The following is a 24,068-nucleotide window of genomic DNA, read 5'->3' on the forward strand; positions in this document are numbered from 1 at the left end:
GAACCTCCGAGGGGAGGAAACACGTGCGTCACTCACGAACTCTGGCCGGAACCGCAGCGCTGACCCTCGCTCTCACCTTGGCCGCCTGCGGCTCCGACTCCGGATCGGACGGCGGGTCGGGCGACAAGCTCGCCGAGCTCAAGGAGGAGGGGACGATCACCGTCGCCTTCGCCGGTGAGGAGCCCTACTCCTTCGAGAAGGACGGGGAACTCACCGGGGCCACCATCGCCCTGCACGAGAAGATCTTCAAGGACCTGGGGATCAAGGAGGTCAAGGGCGTCAAGACGGAGTGGAATGCGCTCATCCCGGGCCTGAAGGCCGGCCGCTACGACGCCATCTCCGCGGGCATGTCGATCCTGCCGGACCGCTGCAAGGAGGCCTCGTTCGGCGACCCGGAGATCCTCTACACGACGGCGCTCATGGTGCCCGAGGGCAACCCCAAGAACCTCAAGGACCTCGACGACGTCAAGAAGTCCGGCGCCAAGCTCGCGACGATGAGCGGCGCCATCGAGACCGACTACGCCAAGTCGCTCGACATCGAGGCCACCCAGGTCAAGTCCCCGCAGGACGGCATGGACGCGGTGGCGCGCGGCAGCAGTGACGTCTTCGCGCTGACCGGGATCTCCCTGCGGACCATGGACGAGAACAACCCCGACGTCAAGGTCGAGGTCACCGACTCCTTCGTCGCCGTGGTCGACGGCAAGGAGCAGGTCGGCGCCGGCGCGACCGTTTTCAAGAAGGGTGACGACACCCTGCGCGATGCCTACAACGAGGAGCTCGCCAAGATCACCGGCGACGAGAAGGCCTACACCGACGTCATCGGCGAGTTCGGCTTCACCGACGCCGAGCGGCCCAAGGGCGACCTGACGACCGAGCAGCTCTGCAAGGGCGAGCTGCCGGACGCCAAGTGACCGATCATCTCGACGCGCTCCGGGATGCCCTGCCGAGACTGGGCGAGGGCGTGTTCGTCACGCTCCAGCTCACGCTCGGCGGGGCCCTGGTCGCCTTCGTCGTCTCGGTCGCCCTCGGCCTGCTGAGCATCAGCCCCGTCGCACCCCTGCGGTGGCTCGCGACGATCGTCGTGGAGTTTTTCCGCGGGACCTCGCTCGTCGTCCAGCTCTTCTGGCTCTACTACGTCATGCCGCTCTTCGGGGTCAGCTGGGATGCCGTGCTCACCGGCGTCATCGCGCTCGGGCTCAACTACGGCGCCTACGGCGCGGAGATCGTGCGCGGCTCGATCAATGCCGTCGACCGCGGCCAGTGGGAGGGCGCCAAGGCCCTCAACATGTCGCCGCTGACCCGCATGCGTCGGATCATCTGGCCGCAGGCCTGGGTGCTCATGCTCTCCGGCTACAACAACCTGCTCGTCATGCTCATCAAGGGCACGGCCGTGGCGCTCTTCATCGGGCTGCAGGACCTCGCCTACGAGATCGACCAACTGCGCATCAACACGACGACGATCTTCGCCTACGGCATCGGCCTGATCATCTACTACCTCTTCGCGCTCGTCTTCTCCTCCGGTCTGCGACAGCTGGAGAAGCGTGCCCGTCGTCGACTCGGCCTGCCCACCCGCAGTGCCCACGCCGGAGCGGGGGTGGCGCTCTGATGAGGCCCGCCATCACCTTCGAGGAGTTCTGGAGCTGGGAGGCCGCCCGTGAGCTGGCGCCCGAGATCATCGAGGCCTTCTTCACGGCCACCCTGCTCATCACCGTCGTCGGCACGGCCGTCGCCGTCGTCGTGGGCCTGCTCCTGGCCGTGATCACCCAGGTCGCACCGACGCTCCTGTCGCGTCCCGTGCGCTGGGTCATGGACGTCATCCGGATGACGCCGCTCATCGTCCAGCTCGTCTTCGCGAAGTTCCTCGTGCCCGTGGACTGGGACATGCTCTGGGTCGGGACGGTGGTCATCGGTATCCACTACGCGACCTACATGGCCGAGTCCTTCATCGCCGGCATCCGCTCGGTCGACACCGGCCAGTGGGAGGCGGCCCGCGCGCTCAGCCTCCCGCAGGGGCGCACCTGGCGGGACATCATCCTCCCGCAGGCCCTCCGCTCGACGCTCCCGGCCCTGGGCAACTGGGCCATCTCGATGTTCAAGGACACCCCCTACCTCTTCGCCATCACGGTGCTCGAGATGGTCACCGTCGCCCAGCAGGCCGGCGGCAACACCTTCCGCTACAACGAGGCCTTCACCATCGCGGGGCTGATCTTCCTCGTCGCGAGCCTCGTCACCGCCTTCGCCGTCCGCAGATTGGAAAAAGCTCTTGTCTACTGACCCGACCGGGGGGACGCCCCCTTCGTCCACCCCCGTGATCCGCTTCGAGGACGTCGAGAAGTCCTTCGGGGACCACACGGTGCTGTCGGACCTGCACTTCGACGTCGCGCAGGGCGAGCGGGTGACGCTCATCGGCCCGAGCGGCTCGGGCAAGACGACGATCCTGCGGCTCGTCATGACGCTCGAGGAGCTCACCGGCGGCTACATCTGGATCGAGGGCAAGCCGCTGACCCACGACCGCCGCGACGGCAAGCGGGTCCGCCTGCGGGAGAAGGAGGTTGCCCAGACCCGCAAGAAGATCGGCATGGTCTTCCAGCACTTCAACCTCTTCCCCAACATGTCGGTCATCGACAACGTCACCGAGGCGCCCGTGCACGTCCTCGGGCGGAGCAAGGACGAGGCCCGTGAGCGGGGGCTGGCGCTGCTCGACCAGGTGGGCCTGAAGGATCGCGCCGACGAGCACCCCAGCCGCCTGTCCGGAGGTCAGAAGCAGCGGGTCGCCATCGCCCGGGCCCTGGCGATGGACCCGAAGATCCTGCTGCTCGACGAGGTGACCTCGGCGCTCGACCCGGAGCTCGTCGGGGACGTGCTCGGCGTGCTGCGCGATGTCGCGGACTCGACGGACATCTCGATGCTCATCGTCACCCACGAGATGCAGTTCGCCCGCGACGTCTCGCACAAGGTGATGATGTTCGACCACGGCCAGATCCTCGAGCAGGGGACCCCGGACGCGATCCTCAGCAACCCCGAGCACGAGCGGACGAAGCGCTTCCTGACCTCGATCCTGTGACGGTCTACAGGTCGTCGGCGTCGACGATCCGGTAGGCGTAGCCCTGCTCGGCGAGGAAGCGCTGGCGGTGGGCGGCGAACTCGGCGTCGACGGTGTCGCGGGTGACGACGGTGTAGAAGTGCGCGGTGCGGCCGTCCCCCTTCGGCCGCAGGACCCGCCCGAGGCGCTGGGCCTCTTCTTGGCGTGAGCCGAAGGTCCCGCTCACCTGGATGGCGACGCTCGCCTCGGGCAGGTCGACGGAGAAGTTGGCCACCTTGGAGACCACGAGCAGGCTCGAGCGGCCCTCGCGGAAGTCGGCGAAGAGCTGCTGGCGCTCCTTGACCGAGGTCTCGCCGGTGATGAGGTCGGCGTCGAGCTGCTCGGCGAGCTCGTGCAGCTGGTCGAGGTACTGACCGATGACGAGGGTCGGCTCGCCGCGGTGCTGCTCGACGAGCGAGCGGACGACGGGCAGTTTGACCGGTGAGCACGAGGCGAGCCGGTAGCGGTCGTCGGGCTCGGCCGTCGCATAGGCCATGCGCTCGGAGTCGCTGAGCGTCACCCGCACCTCGACGCAGTCGGCGGGCGCGATGTAGCCCTGCGCCTCGATGTCCTTCCACGGCGCGTCGAAGCGCTTGGGGCCGATGAGCGAGAAGACGTCGGCCTCGCGGCCGTCCTCGCGGACGAGGGTGGCCGTCAGCCCGAGCCGGCGACGGGCCTGCAGGTCGGCCGTCATCCGGAAGATGGGCGCCGGCAGCAGGTGGACCTCGTCGTAGACGATCAGGCCCCAGTCGCGGGCGTCGAGCAGGTCGAGGTGCGGGTAGACGCCCTTGCGCTTGAGCGTGAGCACCTGGTAGGTCGCGATGGTCACGGGCCGGATCTCCTTGCGGGCACCGGAGTACTCGCCGATCTCGTCCTCGGTGAGCGAGGTGCGCTCGAGCAGCTCCTGCTTCCACTGCCGGGCACTGACGGTGTTGGTCACGAGGATGAGCGTCGTGGCGCTCGCGGCGGCCATCGCGCCGGCTCCGACGAGGGTCTTGCCCGCGCCGCACGGCAGGACGACGACGCCGGAGCCACCGTCCCAGAAGCCGTCGACCGCCTGCTGCTGGTAGGGCCGCAGCGTCCAGCCGTCCTCGGTGAGGTCGATGGGGTGGGCCTCGCCGTCGACGTAGCCGGCCCGGTCGTCGGCGGGCCAGCCGACCTTGAGCAGTTCCTGCTTGAGTGTGCCCCGCTCGGAGGGGTGGACGACGACCTCGTCGGGGGAGAGCTGGGCGCCGAGCAGCGGCGTGATCTTCTTGTGCCGCATGACCTCGGTGAGCACGGCCCGGTCGGTGGCGCGCAGCACGAGCTGCTCACCATCCTTTTCCAGCACGAGCCGGCCGTAGCGGTCCATCGTCTCGGCGATGTCGACGAGCAGCGCCTGCGGCACGGGGTAGCGCGAGTGGGTGATGAGGGCGTCGACGACCTGCTCCGCGTCGTGGCCCGCGGCGCGGGCATTCCACAGGCCGAGCGGCGTGACCCGGTAGGTGTGGATGTGCTCCGGTGCGCGCTCCAGCTCGGCGAAGGGGGCGATGGCCCGCCGCGCGTCGGCTGCCCGCTCGTGGTCGACCTCGAGCAGGAGCGTCTTGTCGCTCTGGACGATCAGGGCACCGTCGGGGGCCACGCTCAGGCCTCGCTCAGGGCGACGACGGCGAAGAAGCCGATGACGGCGAGCAGCCCGATGGCGAAGAGCGCGGCGAAGGTGATCCAGCCGTAGCGGGTCAGCCGGTCGGCGCCCTCGGGGTCGGAGGAGTTCTTGGTCATGGCGACGATGCCCATGACGAGCGACGGGATGCCGACCCAGCAGCAGTAGCCGGACATCGTCATGATCGCCGAGAGGATGACCAGGACGATGACCGAGGCGCCCATGGGCCGCGGCGGCGCATAGGCGTAGGCATACGGCGGCGGCAGGGCCGGCGGCGCCTGCTGGGGTGCCGGGGTCGCCGGGTAGGGAGCGGGCGGCCGGGTCTCGTCGGGTCGGCCCACGGGGAGGTAGGGGTCGCTCGAGTAGGGGTCGCTGCCGCTCGGGTCGGGCCGCTGGCTCGGGTACGGGTCGTTGCTCATCCTGTGCTGTCCTCCCGGGCCGACGACTGCGGCCCGAGCCCACGGTACGTGATGGGGGATCATGGGCCCCATGAGTCGTGCACTGCCGCAGACCGAGCCCGCCAGCGACCTGCCCCCACGGGTGACGATCTACGAGGTCGGCCCGCGTGATGGCCTGCAGAACGAGTCGTCGAGCGTGCCCACCCCCGTCAAGGCGGAGTTCGTCCGCCGACTCGTCGCGGCGGGGCTCGAGACGGTCGAGACGACCTCCTTCGTCTCGCCGCGGTGGGTCCCGCAGCTCGCCGACGCGGCCGAGCTCCTCGCCGATCTCGACGAGGTGGGGCGGGGCCCCCTTCGGCCCGTGCTCGTGCCCAACGAACGCGGCCTGGACCGCGCCCTCGAGGCCGGTGTGGGGGCGGTCGCGATCTTCGGCAGCGCGACGGAGACCTTCGCGCAGAAGAACCTCGGGCGCTCGCGGGCGGAGTCGGTGCAGATGTTCGCTCCCGTGGTCCGCCGGGCGCAGGAGGCCGGTCTGTGGGTGCGCGCCTACGTGTCGATGTGCTTCGGCGACCCGTGGGAGGGGCCGGTGCCCGTCGACCAGGTGGCCGATGCCTGCGCCGAGCTGATGGACCTCGGCTGCGACCAGCTCTCCGTCGGCGACACGATCGGCACCGGCACGACCGGGCACGTCGAGGCGCTGCTCGCCGCCCTCGACCGGCGCGGGGTCGGCGTGGACCGGATCGGGGTGCACTTCCACGACACCTACGGGCAGGCCCTGGCCAACACCCTCACGGCCCTGCGCGCCGGCGTGACCGTCGTCGACGCCTCGACCGGCGGGCTCGGCGGCTGCCCCTATGCGAAGTCGGCGACGGGCAACCTGGCCACCGAGGACCTCGTGTGGATGCTCGACGGGGCGGGTGTCGAGAGCGGTGTCGACCTCGACGCGCTCGTCGAGACGAGCGCGTGGATGGCGCAGCAGCTCGGCAAGGCCTCGCCCTCGCGGGTCGTCAAGGCGCTGTCGGGCGGGTGACCCGGCGAGCCCGGCTCAGCCGTCGATGACGACGCCGGTGATGCGGTGCAGCGAGTAGGTCTGCGGCATCGCGTCGACCTCGCCGATGACGCGGCCACCCTCGACGGCGAGGGGGTGGAAGAGCAGCCGGCGGGTGGCGCCGACGGCGTCGGTGACGCCGATCCACGCGGCGAGCCGGTCGGCGGCTGCCTCGCGCAGCAGCGCCGAGCTGCTCGCGGGGTCGAGAGCGGGGATGCTCGGCCCGTCGGGGGTGCCGGCGGTGCGCTGGGCGGCGGCGCGCGCCTCGCCGGCGCGGAGGCGCTCGAGCACCTCCTGTGCCGGCTCGGGGCGGACCTCGAGGACGGGGCGAGCGGTGCGCGGCGTGATCCGCGACCCGGTGGGCGTGCTGCTCACGACACCGCCGGATCCCTCGAGCGCCGGCGCGGCGCCGATCTCGCGCAGCGCGTCGAGCAGGGTCGTGGGGCCGGCCGGCGAGACGAGGACGGTCGGGGCGATCTGCCGCAGCTGGAGGTGGCCGAGGTCGCGGTGGCCGAGCAGCGCCTCGAGGTGCGTCGGGTCGTCACTGCGCAGATAGCTGCCGGCGCTGCCGACCCGCAGCTGCCCGTGGCGGCGGGCCACATCGCGCACGAGGTAGTCCAGCGGCTGGGGCACGGGCGTGGCGCTGAAGCGAGCGAGCGACTCGAGCAGGTCGTCGGCGGTCCACCCGGCGTCGAGCGCCCCGCGCAGCGCGGCCTCGGTGAAGCGGTGCACGCTCGCGCCGCCTCGTGACTCGAGCACCGAGCTGCGGCGGAGCATCGCCGCGAGCTCGGGCACCGGAGTGCCCGGCACGATCGCCGTGAGGTCGGCCTGCAGGAGCAGCTGGTCGACGGGGTCGGGGACGAGCTCGGCCAGCCGCTCGGTCGCGGCGGCCTCGTCGCTGAGCAGCAGCCGGCCGAAGGAGCCGAGGGCCCCGCGACCGGTGACGCCGAGGGACTCGCCCTCGCGCAGCAGCGCGGCCACGACCTCGTCGGCCTGGTGGGGCATGCGGCGGGGACGGCGCTGGTGGAGCAGGTGCACGACGGTCGCCGTGTCGGGGGCGCTGCCGGCCGGGAGCGCGGCGAGGATCTCGAGCACCTCGTGGCGCAGCGCCCGCACCGGCGGCCAGACCATGCCCTCGGACAGGGCGTTGACCCGCCCGCCGTCCTCGGGGGCGGGCACGACGGTGGCGCGCAGGGAGTGCAGCCAGGGCAGGGCGAGCGCGCTCCAGCGCCGCGCGGGTGCGAGGGCGCGCCAGTCCTCGACGACGGTGGTGAGGCGCCAGGTCGGGTCGAGCGCGTGGTCGTCGGCGAGCAGGGCCGCGCCCAGGGCGAGCTCGAGGAGCAGGGTGGTGGCGGCCTCGTCGAGGTCGATGCGGGTGGCCAGGGTGCGCAGGTCGCGCACCGCGAGACCGCCGCTGCGCAGGACCCGCGGGCGCAGGGCATCGGCGTGGTCGAGCAGCTCGTCGACCAGGGCGACGAGCTCGGTGGCCGAGGCGGTTGCGGCCCGGTCGACGTCGTCGGGGTCGTAGCTCGGGGGTGTCGTGGCCTGCTCGCGCGGCTCGGGGTGCAGGCGGCCGCCGCGGACGGCCAGCCCCACCTCGCGCGGCACGACGACGTGCTCGGCGTCGAGGGCGGCCAGGAGACCGGCGTCGACGAGCGCGGCGACGGCCCGGCCGGTGCGTCCCTCCGGGTCGCCGGGGACGGCGGCCGTGGGACCGTGCGCGGTGATGTGGCCCAGGACCTGGCTCTGCTCGGCGGGGAGGTCGGCGAGGGTCGTCGGCAGGTCGAGGGGCAGCGCGTGACCGAGGGTCGCGGCGCTCGGGCCGAGCCCCGCGGGGTGCGGGCCGAGGACGTCGGTGACGGTGCGGGCCAGGACCGGGCCGTCGGGGGAGCGCCACAGCAGGGCCGCGGCCGTCAGGTCGTCGACGAGGGTGGCGGCCTCGTGCTCGTCCACCCCGACGAAGGGGGCGATGGTCGCCGGGTCCGTCGAGCCGGTGACTGCACAGGCCTGCAGGGCGCTCAGGTGGTCGAGGTCGAGGTGGTCGACGGCGCGGGCCGTGCTCGCGCGGGTGCTCGCCCGGGCGGCCAGGGCGGTGAGATCGGCAGGCTGGGGTCGCGCCAGGTCGGGTCGCAGCTCGAGCAGCGCGACCAGCTCGGCGTCGGAGCGGTCGCGGATGTCCTCGGCGAGGGAACGCACCGACCCACGGTAGTTCAGTGCACGGACGGCTCGTCGGTCGCGGTCACCGGGAGTCCGTTGACCGCGGGGCTGACGATCCGCTCCAGCCGCAGGAAGAGCCAGGCCGTGACGACGAGCCCGGCGACGACGACGAGGACGAAGGTCGTCGACAGGTCGCGCTCGAGCAGCACCCCGGCGACGAGCGGCCCGAGCACCCCGCCGGCCATGAAGGCCGTGGACTGGGCGGCGTTGACCCGGCCCCGCAGGTGGTCGGGCGCCATGTCGTTGGTGATCGCGGGGAGCGTGGGCTGCAGCAGGGTCTCGCCGAGGCCGAAGAGGGTGAGGAAGGCGACGACGAGCACGGAGGCCGCGAGGCTCCCCGGGAGCTGGCCGCTCAGCCCGAGGGCGAGCCACGCGACCGCCCAGATGCCGAGCATGACGAGGCCGACGCGGGTGCGCCGGTGGCCCTCGATGCGCTGGAGCACCCAGAACTGCAGCAGGACGATGACGGCGGTGTTGGCCGCGAAGGCCAGCCCGACGACGGAGGTGCTCACCTGCGCCACCCCGTGCGCGAAGGCCGGGATGCCGGCCTCGAGCTGGCCGTAGCCGACGAAGCTCGTGACGAGCGCCAGCAGCAGCACCCAGCGCATGCCGGGCAGGCGCAGGACCGTCGCGTAGCTCGCGGTGGCGGAGCCGTCGTCGGGGTGCTCGGCGCGGGCGTGCACATGACGAAGGGGGCCGAGCAGCCAGATGCCGGGGATGAGCACGAGGACGGCGTCGACGAGGAAGATCGTCTCGAAGGTCACCGGCCGGGCGACGTCGACGAAGGCCCCGGCGATGAGCCCACCCGCGCCGATGCCGAGGTTGAGCAGGGCGAAGTTGACCCCGAAGTACCTCTGCCGCAAGGGCCCTCGCACCAGAGCGGAGATGAAGGTGTTGGACGCCGACCAGCCGATGCTCTGCGACAGGCCCATGAGCACCGCGCCGAGGACCGCGATCGGCAGGCTCGTCGCGAAGGCGAGCGCGACCGCCCCGAGGCTCTGGCACACGCCGGCGACGATGAGCATCCACCGGGCGCCGAGGAGGTCGGTGAGGGCGCCCATCGGTGCCGCGGCCAGGGCGGCCACCAGCGCGAGCAGGGCCATGATCGAGCCCGCGGTGTCGAGGGAGAAGCCGCGCACCTCGTGCAGGTAGATGACCGTGAAGGGCAAGGTCATGCCCCGCCCGAGGTGCTGGACGGCGACGGTCGAGAGGAGGAACCTCCCTTCGCGCGGCAGCGCCCGCCAGAAGCCGGCCAGACCCGACCCGATCTCGTCGGCGGGGAGGTCCTTGGGCAGCGTGGTCACGAGGGGCAATGCTGCCCCACGGCACCGACGGCCGACCACTGGCTTTCGGCCTGCTCGGGTTACCCTTGGGGGTGGTGCGCGATCCGGTGCGCCCACACACTTTCGTATGCGAGCAAGAGGTGCACGGTGCCCACTGGCAAGGTCAAGTGGTACGACGCGGAGAAGGGCTTCGGCTTCATCTCCGGGGACGACGGCGCGGACATCTTCCTCCACGCCAATGCCCTGCCCGAGGGCACGACGACGCTCAAGGGCGGTACCCGCGTGGACTACGGCATCGTCGAGGGCCGCCGCGGCGCCCAGGCGCTGGCGGTCAAGGTCCTCGACACCCCGCCGAGCGTCACCTCCAACCTGCGCCAGCGCGACCGCAAGGGCGCCGAGGACATGGCCGCGATCGTCGAGGACGTCATCAAGCTCCTCGACGGCATCGGCAACGGCCTGCGCCGCGGCCGCTACCCCGACAAGGCGCAGGGCGCCAAGGTCGCCCAGGTCCTGCGCCGCGTCGCCGACGACCTGGAGGGCTGAGATGGCACGCGCCAAGTCCGATGCCGTGCTCGCGGCCGCCGTCGAGCCGGCCCGTCGCGAGCTGCTCGAGGCGACGAAGGGGGAGGGCGTCGGCGAGCACGTCGGCTTCACCCTCGACGGCGAGCGCCTCGGCACCCACTGGTTCGCCGCCACCCTGCCCGGCTACGGCGGGTGGGCGTGGGCGGTGACGGTCACCCGCGCCCCGCGCGCCAAGACGGCGACCGTCTGCGAGACCCAGCTGCTGCCCGGCGACGACGCGATCCTCTCGCCGGAGTGGCTGCCGTGGGCCGACCGGCTCGCCCCCGGCGACGTCGGCCCCGGCGACGTCACGCCCAAGATCGACGACGACCCCAACCTCGAGCCCGGCTTCGAGGCCACGGGTGACGAGGACGTCGACGCGGTGGCCCTGTGGGAGCTCGGTCTCGGGCGCCCGCGGGTGCTGTCCGCCGAGGGCCGTGCCCGGGCCGCCCTGCGCTGGTACGACGGCGCCCACGGTCCGAACGCCGAGGTCGCGACCAAGGCTCCCGCGCGCTGCGCGGGGTGCGGCTACTTCATCCCGATGGCGGGCGCCCTGCGCTCGGTCTTCGGCGTCTGCGCCAACGAGTGGAGCCCGAGCGACGGCGGCGTCGTCAGCCGCGACCACGGCTGTGGCGCCCACTCCGAGATCGACATGGACGCCCCCGAGCCGGAGAAGGTCGGCGAGCCGATCCTCGACGACGAGGTGCTCGAGGTCCTCTAGGCCTGCTCGGCATTACCGCGGCGGCGGCGCAGGTAGGCCCAGCCGAGGAACCCCAGGGTGAGGCCGGCGACGCACGTCCACGGCCACCACGACCGGTCGCCGGTGTGCCAACCGGGCACGACGAGGGTCGCGACGAGGGCGAGCAGCCACAGCAGCGAGCCCACGAGGACGATCCGGGTCATGGCCCCAGCGTAGGTGCGGGGCAGGGGGATCGGATGCAGGAGCACGGCCGCCACGGCAATACGATGTCGGCCCATGAGCACCCCTGCTGCCCGCCCGTCGACGGAGGGCTCCGCTCTCGAGCGGTACTTCAAGATCACCGAACGCGGCTCGTCCGTCAGCCGCGAGGTCCGTGGTGGGTTCGCCACCTTCTTCACCATGGCCTACATCGTCGTCCTCAACCCGCTGATCATCGGCACCCAGGAGGACTCGACCGGAGGCTTCCTCGGCGGCGGTGACGGGCCCAACCTCGCGATGGTCGCGGCCTGCACCGCGCTCGTCGCCGGCGTGATGACCCTCCTCATGGGTGTCGTCGCCAACTACCCGCTGGCGCTCGCGGCAGGCCTGGGGCTCAACGCCTTCGTCGCCTTCGGCATCGCCAAGCTGCCCGAGATGACCTGGGCCGACGCGATGGGCCTGATCGTCCTCGAGGGCCTGATCATCCTGCTGCTCGTGCTCACCGGCTTCCGCAAGGCGGTGCTGCACGCCGTGCCGCCACCGCTCAAGACGGCGATCAGCGTCGGCATCGGCCTCTTCATCACCGTCGTCGGTCTCGTCGACGCCGGCTTCGTGCGCAAGGCCGAGGGCGGCCCGCTGGGTGAGCTCGGTGTCGGCGGCTTCCTCGCCGGCTGGCCGCTGCTCGTCTTCGTCATCGGCCTCTTCATCATCATCACGCTGCACGTGCGCGGGGTGAAGGGCGCGATCCTCTACGGCATCCTCGGCACGACGATCCTCGCGATGGTCGTCGAGGCGGTCTTCGACATCGGCGGCCAGACCAACGAGGCCGGCGAGCTGGTCAACCCGACCGGCTGGGGGCTCAACGTCCCGAGCCTGCCGAGCTCGCTCGTCGCGACCCCGGACTTCGGCCTCCTCGGCGACTTCAACCTCCTCGGCTCCTTCAACAAGATCGGCATCGTCTCCGCGGCGCTGCTCGTCTTCACGATCCTGCTCGCCGACTTCTTCGACACGATGGGCACGATGGTCGCCGTCGGCGCCGAGGGCGACCTGCTCGACGAGGAGGGCAACCCGCCCAACAGCCAGAAGATCCTCGTCGTCGACTCGCTCGCCGCGGTCGCCGGTGGTGCCGCCTCGGTCAGCTCCAACACGAGCTACATCGAGTCCGCCTCGGGTGTCGGCGAGGGCGCGCGCACGGGTCTGGCCTCGGTGGTCACCGGCGTGCTCTTCCTGCTGACGACCTTCCTGTCGCCGCTCGTCGCCGTCGTGCCCTACGAGGCCGCGACCCCGGCGCTCGTGCTCGTCGGCTTCCTCATGATGCAGCAGGTCAAGGACATCGACTGGGACGACCTGGAGATCGCCATCCCGGCCTTCCTGACGATCATCCTCATGCCCTTCACCTACTCGATCACCGCGGGCATCGGCGCCGGCTTCGTCAGCTATGTCTTCATCAAGGTGGTGCGTGGCAAGGTCGCGACGATCCACCCGCTGATGTGGCTCGTCGGCGTGCTCTTCGTCCTCTACTTCGGCATCGACCCGATCAAGGGGATCCTCGGCGTCGAGTGACGGGCCCCTCCCCCTTCGCAGGACTTACCCCCGCTTCGCAAGAGTTCCAAACCCTTGCGAAGCGGGGGTTTTCCGGGTCACCCGAGAATCCCGGGACAGGTGGGATTAGTTAGCACAGGTAATGAGTTGTGCTAACGTGTTCTGGCGAGCGAAGGGAGATCCGTGTCCGGTGACGAGGTGGGCCACGAGGCCATCAGCAGCCTGAGCGAGGACCTGCGCCTCGCGTGCATGCGGATCAGTCGGCGGGTCCGCTTCGAGAGCACCGACGCCATTGCGCCGCACCAGTTCTCGGTCCTGTCGCGGCTCGAGGACGGGCCGCTCACCCCGCGCGCCCTGGCCGACGTCGAAAAGGTCTCGGCCCCGAGCATGACCCGCACGGTCGGCTGCCTCGCCGACGACGGCCTCGTCGAGCGGCACGACGACCCGCAGGACGGGCGCCGGGTGCTCGTCGAGCTCACAGCCGAGGGGCGCGCCACGCTGGCGCTCACCCGCCGTCGCCGCGACAAGTGGATGACCGAGCGGGTGGCCGAGCTCACCGGCGACGAGCAGGCGACCCTGCGGGCCGCCACCGACCTGCTGCAGCGGATCGCCGCCCGATGAGCCCGACCTTCGCCTCCCTCTCGATCCGCAACTACCGCATCTACGCCCTCGGCGCGATCGTCTCCAACGTCGGCACCTGGATGGGCCGCGTCGCCCAGGACTGGGTCGTGCTCACCGAGCTCACCGACCACTCGGCCACCGCGCTGGGCATTGTCACCGGCCTGCAGTTCCTCCCGATGCTGCTGCTCGCGCCGTGGACCGGCGCGGTCGTCGACCGCTTCCCCAAGCGGGCGCTGCTGCTGCTCACCCAGGCGGTGCTCGGCCTGACCGCGCTCGTCGGCGGTGTCCTCGTCGTCACCGGGGCGGCGCAGCTGTGGCACTTCTACCTGCTGGCGCTCATGACCGGTGTCGCCACGGCCTTCGACAACCCGGCGCGGCAGACCTTCGTCTCCGAGATGGTGCCGCGCGAGCGGCTGAGCAATGCCGTCGCCCTCAACAGCGCCTCCTTCAACCTCGGCCGGCTCATCGGCCCTGCGGTCGCCGGACTCGTCATCGCCGGCATCGGCTCGGGCCAGGCGCTGCTCGTCAACTCGCTGTCCTTCGTCACGGTCATCGTCGCGCTGCTCGCGCTGCGGGCGAGCGAGCTGACCCCGGCGCCGCGGGTGACCGGTCGTGGCTCGGCCCGCGAGGGCCTGCGCTACGTGCGCGGCCGGCCCGACATCATCCTCGTCATGGTGCTGATCTTCGTCCTGGGCACCTTCGGCATGAACTTCCAGATCACCATCGCGCTCATGGCCACCCAGGTCTTCGGACGGGGCGCCGAGGACTACGGCCTGCTCGGCTCGATCATGGCGGTCGGCTCGCTGAGCGCCGCGCTGCTGGCTGCCCGGCGCAGCGAGCCGCGGCTACGGGTGCTGCTGCTCTCGCTCGTCGGCTTCACCTTCGCCGCGGCCGGCGCCGCGCTCGCCCCGACCTACGCGAGCTTCGCGGTGGCGCTCGCGGCGTGCGGCCTGACCGCCCTGACGGCGATGACGACGGCCAATGCCATGGTCCAGATGCGCACCGACCCGATGATGCGCGGCCGCGTCATGGCCCTCTACATGGCGATCTTCTTCGGCGGGACACCGCTCGGCGCGCCGATCATCGGCTGGGTCGGCGACGTCCTCGGCCCGCGCTGGACGATCGGCATCGGGGCCGCCGCGGTCGGGATCACGCTCGTCGGGGTCTCGATCTGGCTCGGTCGGCACGAGAATGTCGAGGTGACCTACTCCAGCCAACGCCGACCCCGGGTGCGGGTCTCCTCCGCGCCGACCCACGACGTGCCGCAGGCCGCCCGATGACCCCGCGCTTCCGCCGGGTCATGACGTGGGTCGTGCTCGCCTCCCTCGTCCTCGTCGCGATCATCGCGGCGCTGTAGGCCGACTCGCGCCCCCGGACGCTGCCGGGCGAAGGGGGCCGCAGCCCGGGTCCGGCACGAAGGCCGGGTGCGGGTCGGCCTGCCGGACGAAGAGCACGAGGTCGCCGACCCGGTGCTCGGCGTAGGGCACCGGCCGGCAGGCCCGCCACAGGTGCGGGTCCATCGCGTCCGAGCGGGCGGCCCACGAGCGGTCGACGAGCAGGGCGCGGGGCGCCAGGCTGCCCGGCATCGTCGTCGTCAGCCGACGGCCGGGCAGCGCCACCTGCGTCGGCCAGGGGTCGGACCAGATCGTGATCGTCGTCCCGTCGGGCACCTCGCGCGCGAGCACGTCGGGGGCGAGGGTGAGCCCGCTGGGCTCGGTGCGGGCCACGGCGCCGACGTGGTCAGCGGCGAGGACGACGGCGGGCAGCAGGGCGAGCGCGGCCCCGCCCGACGCCACGGGCCCGGCCCACCGCCCGGCGGGTCCACGCCGGGTGGCCCGGTGGCTCGGCGCCAGCGCACACACCGCGAGCGCGAGGAGCAGCGGCCACCAGACGTACTGGTAGTGGCCGAGCTGCACGGGGGAGAGGCTCATCGCGACGACGAGGCCGAGCAGGGTCGTGGCGACGGGCGCGAGCCGCGCCCCGTGCCGGGCCAACCCGACGAGGGCACCGAGGACGAGCCCGGCAGCCGCGAGCGGCCCGAGCCGTTGGAGCGCGAACCACAGCGAGGTCCACCAGGGCGCGTGGTGGTGGGTCTGCCCCGCGACGACGACCGTGTGCCCGGCCTCGGCGTGGCCGAGCTGGAAGGTCACCGGCGTGGTCATCGCCCGCAGCGCCTCGCCCTCCATCGGGACGAAGGGGAAGACCCAGGTCACCCCGGCGGCGACCAGGGCCGCGGCGGCGAGGGGGACGACGGTGTGCGCGGGGCGGTGCCGCAGCAGGAGCAGCGCTGCCGGGAGCAGCCCGACGAGGGCGAGGGCGCCGGTGAGCTTGGCCGCGGCGGCCAGCCCGGCGAGGGCGCCACCGACGAGGAGCCAGCGCGGGTCGCGCCGCGTGACCGCGAGGGTCCAGGCGAGCTGGGCGGCGAGGAGCCCGCAGGTCATCACCGACTCGAGGGTGGCGGTGCGCCCGGGAGCCCAGGGGAGGGTCCACCACAGCAGCGCCGTGGCGATGCCGACGAGGGCGGTCCACCGGCCGGGGCGCCCGACCTGCCACACGAGGAGGGCGAGGAGGAGCCCGGTGACCCACGCGGCGAGCGCTGCGGGCAGGCGGTCGGCGACGACCGTGTCGCCGAGCCCGAGGTGGGTGAGGGCCATGAGCTGCTTGGCCAGCGGCGGGTGCTGCGCATTGGTCAGCCACTGCCCCTCGAGCATGTCGAGGGCGGCCTGGCGGTAGTAGAGCTCGTCACCGCGCAGGTGGTGGGCGTCGAGCCGCCACCCGAGCGTCCACGCGCCCACGCCGCCGGCGGCGAGCAGCCCGACGTGCCGGGCGCGCACCCGAGCGGTCAGAGCCGCTCCAGCACGTGGTCGATGCAGGCGAGCAGGGCGGAGACGTCGTCGGGGTCGACGGCGGGGAAGGTCGCGATGCGCAGCTGGTTGCGGGCGAGCTTGCGGTAGGGCTCGACGTCGACGATGCCGTTGCGGCGCAAGGTGGTCGCGATCGCCGCGGCATCGACCTCGGCGTCGAAGTCGACCGTGGTGACGACCTGTGAGCGGGCCGCGGGGTCGGTGACGAAGAGGCTGGTGTGCTCCCCCTTCGTCGCCCACTCGTGGATGCGCGAGGAGGACTCGGCCGTGCGCGCGGTCGTGAAGTCGAGGCCGCCCGAGGTGAGCATCCAGCGGACCTGCTCGGCCATGAGGGCGAGCGTCGCCACGGCCGGGGTGTTGAGCGTCTGGTCCTTGCGGGAGTTGTCGATCGCGGCGGTCAGCGAGAGGAAGTCGGGGATCCACCGATCGGTCGCGGCGACCTCCTCGGCTCGGGCCAGCGCCGCGGGGCTCATGATGGCGAACCAGATGCCGCCGTCGGAGGCGAAGGACTTCTGCGGGGCGAAGTAGTAGGCGTCGGTCTGCGCGATGTCGACGGGCAGGCCGCCCGCGCCGGAGGTGGCGTCGACGAGGACGAGCGCGTCGTCGTCGGTGCCGGCCGGGCGCTCGACGGGTGCCATGACGCCGGTGGAGGTCTCGTTGTGCGGCCAGGCGTAGGCGTCGACGCCGGCGACCGCCTCGGGTCGGCTCAGCCCGCCCGGCTCGGCCGAGCGCACGTCGGGCTCGGCGAGGAAGGGAGCGCGTCGCGTGACGGCGGCGAACTTGCCGGAGAACTCGCCGAAGACGCAGTGCTGCGCCCGCTCGCGGATCAGGCCGAGGGCTGCGATGTCCCAGAAGGCGGTCGACCCGCCGTTGCCGAGGACGACCTCGTAGCCCTCGGGGGCCCCGAAGAGCGTCGCCAGACCCTCGCGCAGCTCGTGGACGAGACCCCGGACCGGTGCCTGCCGGTGCGAGGTGCCGATGACGTCGCGGGCGATCGAGCGGAGGTAGTCGACCTGCTCGGCGCGCACGAGGGAGGGGCCCGAGCCGAAGCGGCCGTCACGGGGGCGCAGCGCCTCGGGGATGGTGATGTCGGTCATGGGACCTCGGCGAGCTCGGAGGACTTGGGCTTGGTGATCGAGACCGGCTCGCCCCACTCGGAGGCGAGCAGCCGGGCTGTGGCGCCGTTGAGGGTGAACTCCATCTTGCGGATGAGGTCGTCCTCGTCGAGCCAGACGTCGTAGATGACGGTGTCGGGAGCGCCCTCGGCTGGCTCCATGCCGAGCTCACGCAGCGAGGTCCTGGTGTCGACGGTCGCCGTGTAGTGGGTCGTCGGCACGCCACCGACGTCCTCGGTGCCCTTGTTGCCCGCCTTGTGCACCCCGGCGACGAAGGCGTCGAGCTGGCGGCGCATCGACAGGATCTTGACCTGGTCGAGCGTGGTCTTGATGAGCGGGTTGGTCGAGCCCTCGGTGACCTTGACCCACTTCGGCGGCTGGGCGAGGTAGTACTGCCCGTCGACGAGCTTGTAGCCCAGCTGCTGACCGGCGAGGGAGACGTCCATGTCGAGGGCGTCGGCCTCGAGATCCTGCACCCCGGTGGCCGAGGCCTGGGACTGGCCGGCGATCTTGGCCGTCACGTCGATCTTGACCGTGGGGTTGGCGTCGACGGCGGCCTCGAGCCGGTCGGTGAACTCCTTCGGGTCGAAGGGCTTGCCGGTGTTGGTCGAGGTCGAGCTCGACGGGCTGGTCGAGGAGCTCTTGGTGGAGTTGGACAGGGTCGGCTCGTCGGAGCCGCTGCTGCTCGTCGAGCGCGGCGAGCTCGTGCTCGACCCGCCGGGGGTGCTGCCCTTGCTGCCGCCGGGGGTCGGCGTCGAGGAGTTGGAGACGGAGTCGTCACCGGACCCGGCCGTCGGTCCCGGACCGCCGTCGCCGCCGCACGCCGACAGGGCGAGGGCGGTCGCGGCGGTGAGGGCGATCGCGGCCGTGCGCATCAGACCGAGGGCAGCTGGTCGTAGCCCGCGACGTCGGAGATCGCCCGGGGACCGTGACCGACGTAGTTGCTGCTCGGGCGGATGAGGCGGCCGGTGCGCTTCTGCTCGAGGACGTGCGCTGCCCAGCCGGCGGTACGGGCGCAGACGAAGAGCGGCGTCATCATCTCGCCGGGGACATCCGCGAAGTCGAGCAGGACCGCCGCCCAGTAGTCGACGTTGGTCTCCATCTTGCGCTCGGGGTAGCGGTCGGCGAGCTCGGCGATGGCCGCCTTCTCCAGCTCGAGGGCGACCTCGTAGCGCGGGGCGCCCAGGCGCTTGCAGGTGTCGCGCAGGACGGCCGCGCGCGGGTCGTAGGCCCGGTAGACGCGGTGACCGAAGCCCATGAGGCGCTCCTTGCGGTCGAGCGCGTCCTTGACGTACTTCGTCGCGTCGCCGGTGCGCTCCACGCCCTCGATCATGTGCTGCGCACGCGAGGGGGCGCCGCCGTGGAGCGGGCCGGACATCGCGCCGACCGCGCCCGAGAGGCAGGCGGCGACGTCGGCGCCGGTCGAGGCGATGACGCGGGCGGTGAAGGTCGAGGCGTTCATGCCGTGCTCGGCCGCGGAGATGAAGTAGGCGTCGATGGCCTCGACGTGCTTGGGGTCGGGCTCGCCGCGCCAGCGGATCATGAAGCGCTCGACGATGTTCTTGCCCTCGTCGACACGTGCCTGCGGGACCATCGCGGAGTTCTGGCCGTGCGCGGACTGGGCGATGAAGGACAGGGCCATGACCGAGGCGCGGGCCAGGTCGTCGCGGACCTGGGTGTCGTCGATGTCGAGGAGGGGCTTGAAGCCCCACAGCGGGGCGAGCTGGGCCAGGGCCGACTGGACGTCGACGCGGATGTCGCCGCTGTGCACCGGGAGGGGGAAGGGCTCGGCGGGCGGCAGACCCGGGTCGAAGCTGTCGTCGACGAGCAGGCCCCAGACGCGCCCGAAGGAGACCTTGCCGACGAGGTCGTTGATGTCCACGCCGCGATAGCGCAGGTTGCCACCGGCCTTGTCCGGCTCGGCGATCTCCGACTCGAAGGCGACGACGCCCTCCAGCCCGTGCTTGACCTCGGTGTCAGTCATCTCGGTGGCCTTCCTTCGTGCGCAAGGTGATCTCAGGGCCATTCTGCACGCTCCGGACGACGAGGCCATGCCGGGGCGACCAGCCGGTAGCATGCCCGGGGCCACGCAGACGATCGACGAGGAGCTCCGGGTGGTGCGTTCACGGCTCGGGTACAGCCCGGCCCTCGACGGGGTGCGTGGGCTGTTCATGCTCTGCTTCATGGCCTACCACTTCGGGGTCGACCAGCTCGCCGGCATGTGGGTGTGCATCAACCTCTTCTTCGTCCTGTCGGCCTTCCTCATCACCCGCCTGCTCGTCGAGGAGCGGGTGCAGCGGGGCGACATCGACGTCTGGGGCTTCTACCGCCGGCGCGCCCGACGGCTGCTGCCCGGGCTCTTCCTCGTCCTGACCTTCGTCCTCGTCTACGCCGTGCTCTGGGCCGACGACGCCGTCCGCCGCAAGATCGGCGGCGACGTGCTGGCCACGCTCGGCTACGTCATGAACTGGCGCCTGATCGTCGAGGGGGACCAGTACTTCGGCACCCAGGGCGGGGCATCCCCCCTTCGTCATGCCTGGACCCTCGCCATCGAGGAGCAGTTCTACGTCCTCGTCCCCTTCGTCATCCTCGGCCTGATGCTCTGGGTCCGCACCCGCCGCCGGATGACCCTCGTCCTGCTCGCCGGTGCCGTCGCGAGCGCGGTGTGGACCGCGGTCGTCGGCTTCCACGACGCGAGCGACTACCCGCGCGTCTACTACGGCACCGACACCCGGGCGCAGGCGCTCTTCATCGGCGCCGCACTCGGCGTGTGGCTGGCTCCCGGCCGCAGCGGGGCCTTCCCGAGCTTCCCGCGGCCGGTCGTCGCCGTCGCCGGGGTCGTCGGTGTCGTCTCGAGCGTCTTCTCCTTCGTCGTCGTCGGGCCCTACTCGGGCTGGATGTTCAACCTCGGGGGCATGTTCTTCTTCGCGCTCGGCAGCGCGCTGCTCGTCATCGCGTGCGTCGACGAGCGGCCGAGCTGGGTGCGCACCGTCTTCGGCTGGCGACCGCTCGCCCACGTCGGGCGACTCTCCTACGGCCTCTACCTGTGGCACTGGCCGATCTGGCTGGCCGCCGGCAACGGCCGGATCACCGACAACGCGATCGTCGAGTTCGTCATGTGCTCCGCGCTGACCGTCGTCATCGCCCAGCTGTCCTACCAGTACGTCGAGCGGCCGGTCATCAAGCGCGGGGTCCGCGGGCTCGTCCCGTCCCTGCGCACCCCGGCCGTGGCGGCCGTCCTGCCGATCGTCCTCATCGCCGGGGGCGGTCTCGCCGTCGCCCGCACGGCACCGTCCGCCGAGCCCGGGGCCGACACGGCCGAGGTCGTGCCGCAGGGCCCGCCGCCGAAGATCGTGGCGAACCAGCCCGCCTACCGCGAGGGATCCCCGGCGAGGATCGGCGTCTACGGCGACTCCGTGCCCTTCTTCCTCACCGAGCGCTTCCCTCAGGAGACCTTCCCCGGCGTCGGCCTCGACAACTACTCGCGCGAGGGCTGTGACCTGCTCTCCGAGCCGATGAGCTGGGCGCCCGGCTTCCAGATGGGCAACGACGAGCAGTGCACCGCGATGAAGAAGGAGTGGCCGCAGCGCTTCGAGGAGCGCGGTGACGACGTCCTGCTCGTCTGGGCCTCGCCGCTGCTCGCCGTCCCGCACGTCGTCGACGGCGAGCGACTGTGGCTCGACGACCCCGACTACCGGGCCCTCATCCGCGAGCGCCTCGACACGGTGCGCGAGGAGGCGCTCGACGCCGGCGCGAAGCAGGTGCAGATCGTCAACGTGCCCTGCCGCAAGCCGGTCGAGGACTCGATCCCCGAGGAGTTCCGGGTCGTCTTCGACTCCAGCCCCGAGATCGTCAAGGAGTACAAGGAGCCGCAACAGATCAACCGGCTCGTCAAGCAGTGGGCCGACTCCCACGACGACGTCGAGATGATCGACCTGCACCAGGCGCTGTGCTCCGACGGCTACCCCGAGGAGATCGGTGGCATCCAGGTCTTCAACGACTATCTCCACTTCTCGCCCGAGGCGACCCCGATGATCTGGGACCACGTCCTGGGCCAGGTGAGCCGCAACTACGCGCGGGCCGAGTCGTGAGGAGCCTGACCCAGCAGCTGCGGACGTCGACGGGGGAGCAGCGCCTCTCCGCCCTCGACGGCTACCGCGGCCTCTTCGTCACCCTCGTCCTGCTCTACCACTTCGGCGCGACCTTCCTGGTCGGCGGCTGGGTGGGCATCAACCACTTCTTCGCCTTCTCCGGCTACCTCATCACCCGGCTGCTCATCTCGGAGCGGGCCCGCACCGGCCGGATCGACGTGTGGCGCTTCTACCGCCGCCGCGCCGAGCGGCTGCTGCCGGCCCTCGTCGTCGTGTGCACCGCCGTGCTCCTTGCCGCGCTCTTCGCCGGGTCGGCACACCGCCACCGCGACGCGGGTGACGTGCTCGCCTCCCTCTTCTTCGTCCAGAACTGGCGGCTCATCAGCCGGGACGACGCCTACTTCGAGCAGGTGGGCAACCCCTCGCCGCTGCAGCACGCGTGGACCCTGGGCGTGGAGGAGCAGTTCTACCTCCTCGTGCCGCTGCTCGTGCTCGTGCTCTTCGCGGCCTTCCGCACCAGCCGCACCGCCCGCCTCGTCGTCGTCGCGGCACTCGCCGTCGCCTCGGCCGCATGGACGGCCCACCTCGCCGGCTCGGGAGTCGACTTCGCCCGGCTCTACTACGGCACCGACACCCGGGCGCAGGCACTGCTCGTGGGTGCTGCGGTCGCCGTGCTGCTCGGGCGGGACCACCGCGGCCGACTGGGGCGGCGCCCTTCGCGTGACGTCACTCAACTCATCGGCCTCGTCGGCTTCGCCATCTCGCTCTCGGCCTTCTTCGTCGTCGGGCCCCGCAGCGAGTGGCTCTTCACCAGCGGCGGCATGCTCCTCTTCGCCGTCGGCGCCGCGATGATGGGCCTGGCCGCGACCGACCCACGCCCGCTGACGATCAACCGGATCGCGAGCTGGCCGCCGGCGGTGCTGCTCGGCCAGATGACCTACGGCCTCTACCTCTACCACTGGCCGATCCACCTGTGGCTCGGTCCGCTCCTCGACCCGCTGCCGCTCGTCGTCTCCGTGCTCGGACAGCTCGCCGTGACGATCGCCGTCGCCTGGGCGAGCTTCCGGTGGCTCGAGGTGCCGGTCCTGCGGGACGGCTTCGGCGCCCTGCTGCCCCGACGGCGGCCGGGACGCACCTGGGTGGTCCCGGTCGCCGGGGTGGCCGTCGTCGCGGTACTCGCCGGCTTCGTCTTCACCCGCCCGGTGAGCGAGGAGGACCTCGACGTCCCCCCGCTCGTCGCGGCCGACGCCGAGGTCACCCCGGCCGACCCGCCGCTCGACATGGCCCTGCTCGGCGACTCCGTCGGGGTCTCGCTCGGCGAGGGCTGGCGCGACGACGACCACCCGGGCGTGACGATGACCAACCTCTCGCGCATCGGCTGCGACCTCGTGGACGCCCCGCTGTTGTCCGACGGCGCGCCCATGCCGGAGGACGCCGCCTGCGACGACTGGCGCCGGGACTGGCCCCAGCAGGTCGAGGAGGCCGGGGCGAGCGACCTGCTCGTCCTGCCCGGGCCGCAGCTCATCGGTGAGCACGAGGTCGACGGGCGCACCGTCGGGTCGCGCTCGGCCGACCACGCGGCCCTCATCACCGAGACCCTCGACGACATCGAGCGGCGCGCCCACGAGGCCGGGGTGACGCACGTGCAGGTGGCGACGATGCCCTGCCGCGAGGTCGACCCGGACAGGCTCGACCCGTCGCTGCGGCAGTTCGCCGGCCCGATCTCCGACCCGGCCAATATCGGCTGGGTCAACGACGTCATCCGCGCCTGGGCGCGCGGCGAGGGCGGGTCGCAGCGCACCTCGGGGGTGCAGCGGCAGGCCCTCGACCTGTGGGAGCCGCTGTGCGGCGACGGCTACCGCGAGGAGATCAACGGCGTGCCGCTCTACTCCGACACGGTCCACTTCTCGCCCGCGGGCGCCGCGATGGTCTGGACCTGGCTGACGCCGCGGGTGGTCGAGGCGACGCGTCAGTAGGCCGGTCGTATTCTGGCGGCCATGAGCGCCTCGCCCGACGGCATGATCCCCCGCACCCCACCGACGGTGGACCACGTCGACTACTCCGGGGAGGGGCTGGCCGAGGGGGAGGTGCCGGGCGCTCCCTTCGCGCTGGTGACGTCGTGGATCGACACCGCACGGGCCCGCCAGGCCGACCGCGGCGACGTGCCGGAGCCGCTGTCCTTCGCCGTCGCGACCGTCGACGAGCAGGGGCGGCCGGACGTGCGCACGGTGCTCATGCGCTTCCTCGACGCCCGCGGTCCGGGCTTCGTCACCAACCTCGAGTCGGCCAAGAGCCGGCAGCTGCAGGCCTCCCCGGTCATCGCCGCGACGATCACCTGGCCGGCGATGTTCCGCGCGGTCCGCTTCCGCGGGCGGGCCGAGCTCGTGGCCGAGGCCGAGATCGACCGCTACTTCGCCGAGCGGCCGCGCGGGTCGCAGCTGAGCGCGTGGGTCTCGCACCAGTCGCAGCCCATCGAGGGCTGCGAGCCCCTGGAGCGCGCCTGGGCCGAGGTCGAGGAGCGCTTCGCCGGTCAGGACGTGCCGCGCCCCGACTTCTGGGGCGGCTGGCGGATCGTCTGCGACGAGGTCGAGGCGTGGGCCGGTCGGAGCAACCGGCTGCACGACCGCTTCCGCTGGACGCGGGTCGCCGACGGGGGACTCGACGTCGCGGGCGCTTGGCAGGTCGAGCGCCTGCAGCCCTGAGTCG

22 protein-coding genes are annotated in these 24,068 nt (G+C 72.0%); 13 read left to right on the forward strand and 9 right to left on the reverse strand.

Annotation, left to right across the window (positions count from 1 at the left end; all coding sequences use genetic code 11):
• Positions 1-23 precede the first annotated feature (23 nt).
• The 4 genes from ehuB to ehuA are packed head-to-tail and all read left to right on the forward strand — an operon-like array spanning position 24 to position 3,064.
• Positions 24-911, forward strand: coding sequence for an ectoine/hydroxyectoine ABC transporter substrate-binding protein EhuB (gene ehuB / locus NYE39_RS12980; protein ID WP_072623608.1), 888 nt, complete (start codon positions 24-26; stop codon positions 909-911).
• On the forward strand, positions 908-1,606 hold the full coding sequence (gene ehuC, locus NYE39_RS12985; RefSeq protein ID WP_341012911.1) for an ectoine/hydroxyectoine ABC transporter permease subunit EhuC: 699 nt from the start codon (positions 908-910) through the stop codon (positions 1,604-1,606). Before ehuB ends, ehuC begins: the two co-directional genes overlap by 4 nt.
• On the forward strand, positions 1,606-2,274 hold the full coding sequence (gene ehuD, locus NYE39_RS12990; RefSeq protein WP_072623610.1) for an ectoine/hydroxyectoine ABC transporter permease subunit EhuD: 669 nt from the start codon (positions 1,606-1,608) through the stop codon (positions 2,272-2,274). The genes ehuC and ehuD overlap by 1 nt, the downstream gene beginning before the upstream one ends.
• Positions 2,275-2,308: 34 nt before the next feature.
• Entirely contained in the window at positions 2,309-3,064 is a 756-nt protein-coding gene (ehuA, locus tag NYE39_RS12995; protein WP_072623611.1) for an ectoine/hydroxyectoine ABC transporter ATP-binding protein EhuA, read from the forward strand.
• A gap of 4 nt (positions 3,065-3,068) precedes the next feature.
• Here ehuA and NYE39_RS13000 read toward each other — a convergent pair whose 3' ends face one another.
• Both NYE39_RS13000 and NYE39_RS13005 read right to left on the reverse strand, forming a co-directional pair.
• Positions 3,069-4,703: a DNA repair helicase XPB gene (locus tag NYE39_RS13000; RefSeq protein WP_072623612.1), complete on the reverse strand. Its 1,635-nt coding sequence runs from the start codon at positions 4,701-4,703 to the stop codon at positions 3,069-3,071.
• Positions 4,704-4,705: 2 nt separating this feature from the next.
• Complete coding sequence (locus NYE39_RS13005; protein ID WP_072623613.1) at positions 4,706-5,143, reverse strand: hypothetical protein; 438 nt, start codon at positions 5,141-5,143, stop codon at positions 4,706-4,708.
• A gap of 70 nt (positions 5,144-5,213) precedes the next feature.
• Here NYE39_RS13005 and NYE39_RS13010 point away from each other — a divergent pair, with 70 nt between their 5' ends.
• On the forward strand, positions 5,214-6,152 hold the full coding sequence (locus tag NYE39_RS13010) for a hydroxymethylglutaryl-CoA lyase (protein ID WP_072626075.1): 939 nt from the start codon (positions 5,214-5,216) through the stop codon (positions 6,150-6,152).
• Positions 6,153-6,167: 15 nt separating this feature from the next.
• Here the strand turns inward: NYE39_RS13010 and NYE39_RS13015 are convergent, their stop codons facing one another.
• Both NYE39_RS13015 and NYE39_RS13020 read right to left on the reverse strand, forming a co-directional pair.
• Positions 6,168-8,366, reverse strand: coding sequence for a helicase-associated domain-containing protein (locus NYE39_RS13015; protein WP_083545961.1), 2,199 nt, complete (start codon positions 8,364-8,366; stop codon positions 6,168-6,170).
• Positions 8,367-8,380: 14 nt separating this feature from the next.
• Positions 8,381-9,691 (reverse strand): MFS transporter, encoded by a 1,311-nt coding sequence (locus NYE39_RS13020; RefSeq protein WP_072623614.1) that lies wholly within the window; start codon positions 9,689-9,691, stop codon positions 8,381-8,383.
• Between the two features lie 126 nt (positions 9,692-9,817).
• Between NYE39_RS13020 and NYE39_RS13025 the strand changes: the two genes are divergently transcribed.
• Together NYE39_RS13025 and NYE39_RS13030 are read left to right on the forward strand one after the other, a co-directional pair.
• Complete coding sequence (locus tag NYE39_RS13025; RefSeq protein WP_072623615.1) at positions 9,818-10,213, forward strand: cold-shock protein; 396 nt, start codon at positions 9,818-9,820, stop codon at positions 10,211-10,213.
• A 1-nt stretch (position 10,214) separates the two neighbouring features.
• Complete coding sequence (locus tag NYE39_RS13030; protein ID WP_072623616.1) at positions 10,215-10,952, forward strand: DUF3027 domain-containing protein; 738 nt, start codon at positions 10,215-10,217, stop codon at positions 10,950-10,952.
• Here NYE39_RS13030 and NYE39_RS13035 read toward each other — a convergent pair.
• A complete protein-coding gene (locus NYE39_RS13035; RefSeq protein ID WP_072626077.1) occupies positions 10,949-11,134 on the reverse strand; it encodes a DUF2530 domain-containing protein in 186 nt (61 codons plus the stop codon). The genes NYE39_RS13030 and NYE39_RS13035 overlap by 4 nt on opposite strands.
• 73 nt (positions 11,135-11,207) lie before the next feature.
• On the opposite strand from NYE39_RS13035, the gene NYE39_RS13040 reads away from it, so the two are divergent.
• The 3 genes from NYE39_RS13040 to NYE39_RS13050 all read left to right on the forward strand — a co-directional run bounded on the left by NYE39_RS13040 (position 11,208) and on the right by NYE39_RS13050 (position 14,572).
• Complete coding sequence (locus tag NYE39_RS13040; RefSeq protein ID WP_072623617.1) at positions 11,208-12,692, forward strand: NCS2 family permease; 1,485 nt, start codon at positions 11,208-11,210, stop codon at positions 12,690-12,692.
• 162 nt (positions 12,693-12,854) lie between these two features.
• A complete protein-coding gene (locus NYE39_RS13045; protein ID WP_072623618.1) occupies positions 12,855-13,292 on the forward strand; it encodes a MarR family winged helix-turn-helix transcriptional regulator in 438 nt (145 codons plus the stop codon).
• Positions 13,289-14,572, forward strand: a complete 1,284-nt coding sequence (locus NYE39_RS13050; protein ID WP_341012912.1) for an MFS transporter — start codon at positions 13,289-13,291, stop codon at positions 14,570-14,572. The genes NYE39_RS13045 and NYE39_RS13050 overlap by 4 nt, the downstream gene beginning before the upstream one ends.
• 60 nt (positions 14,573-14,632) lie before the next feature.
• On the opposite strand, the gene NYE39_RS13055 is transcribed toward NYE39_RS13050, so the two are convergent.
• The 4 genes from NYE39_RS13055 to NYE39_RS13070 are packed head-to-tail and all read right to left on the reverse strand — an operon-like array spanning position 14,633 to position 19,255.
• Positions 14,633-16,126: a glycosyltransferase family 39 protein gene (locus NYE39_RS13055; protein WP_341012913.1), complete on the reverse strand. Its 1,494-nt coding sequence runs from the start codon at positions 16,124-16,126 to the stop codon at positions 14,633-14,635.
• Positions 16,127-16,134: 8 nt separating this feature from the next.
• Positions 16,135-17,253, reverse strand: a complete 1,119-nt coding sequence (gene serC / locus NYE39_RS13060; protein WP_072623621.1) for a phosphoserine transaminase — start codon at positions 17,251-17,253, stop codon at positions 16,135-16,137.
• Positions 17,250-18,146 carry an LppX_LprAFG lipoprotein gene (locus NYE39_RS13065; protein ID WP_072623622.1) on the reverse strand — a complete coding sequence of 299 codons (897 nt, stop codon included), beginning with the start codon at positions 18,144-18,146 and terminating at the stop codon, positions 17,250-17,252. Before NYE39_RS13065 ends, serC begins: the two co-directional genes overlap by 4 nt.
• Positions 18,146-19,255, reverse strand: a complete 1,110-nt coding sequence (locus NYE39_RS13070; RefSeq protein WP_072623623.1) for a citrate synthase 2 — start codon at positions 19,253-19,255, stop codon at positions 18,146-18,148. The genes NYE39_RS13065 and NYE39_RS13070 overlap by 1 nt, the downstream gene beginning before the upstream one ends.
• Before the next feature lie 91 nt (positions 19,256-19,346).
• Here NYE39_RS13070 and NYE39_RS13075 point away from each other — a divergent pair, with 91 nt between their 5' ends.
• Genes NYE39_RS13075 through pdxH form a run of 3 tightly spaced genes read left to right on the forward strand, consistent with a single transcriptional unit; the run spans position 19,347 to position 24,064 of the window.
• A complete protein-coding gene (locus NYE39_RS13075) occupies positions 19,347-21,362 on the forward strand; it encodes an acyltransferase family protein (RefSeq protein ID WP_341012915.1) in 2,016 nt (671 codons plus the stop codon).
• Entirely contained in the window at positions 21,359-23,338 is a 1,980-nt protein-coding gene (locus tag NYE39_RS13080) for an acyltransferase family protein (RefSeq protein ID WP_341012916.1), read from the forward strand. The genes NYE39_RS13075 and NYE39_RS13080 overlap by 4 nt, the downstream gene beginning before the upstream one ends.
• Positions 23,339-23,359: 21 nt before the next feature.
• Positions 23,360-24,064 carry a pyridoxamine 5'-phosphate oxidase gene (gene pdxH, locus NYE39_RS13085; RefSeq protein WP_341012917.1) on the forward strand — a complete coding sequence of 235 codons (705 nt, stop codon included), beginning with the start codon at positions 23,360-23,362 and terminating at the stop codon, positions 24,062-24,064.
• Positions 24,065-24,068: the final 4 nt, after the last annotated feature.

The sequence above is a fragment of the Janibacter sp. FSL W8-0316 genome (genome assembly GCF_038004165.1).
GTDB classification, from domain to species: domain Bacteria; phylum Actinomycetota; class Actinomycetes; order Actinomycetales; family Dermatophilaceae; genus Janibacter; species Janibacter indicus.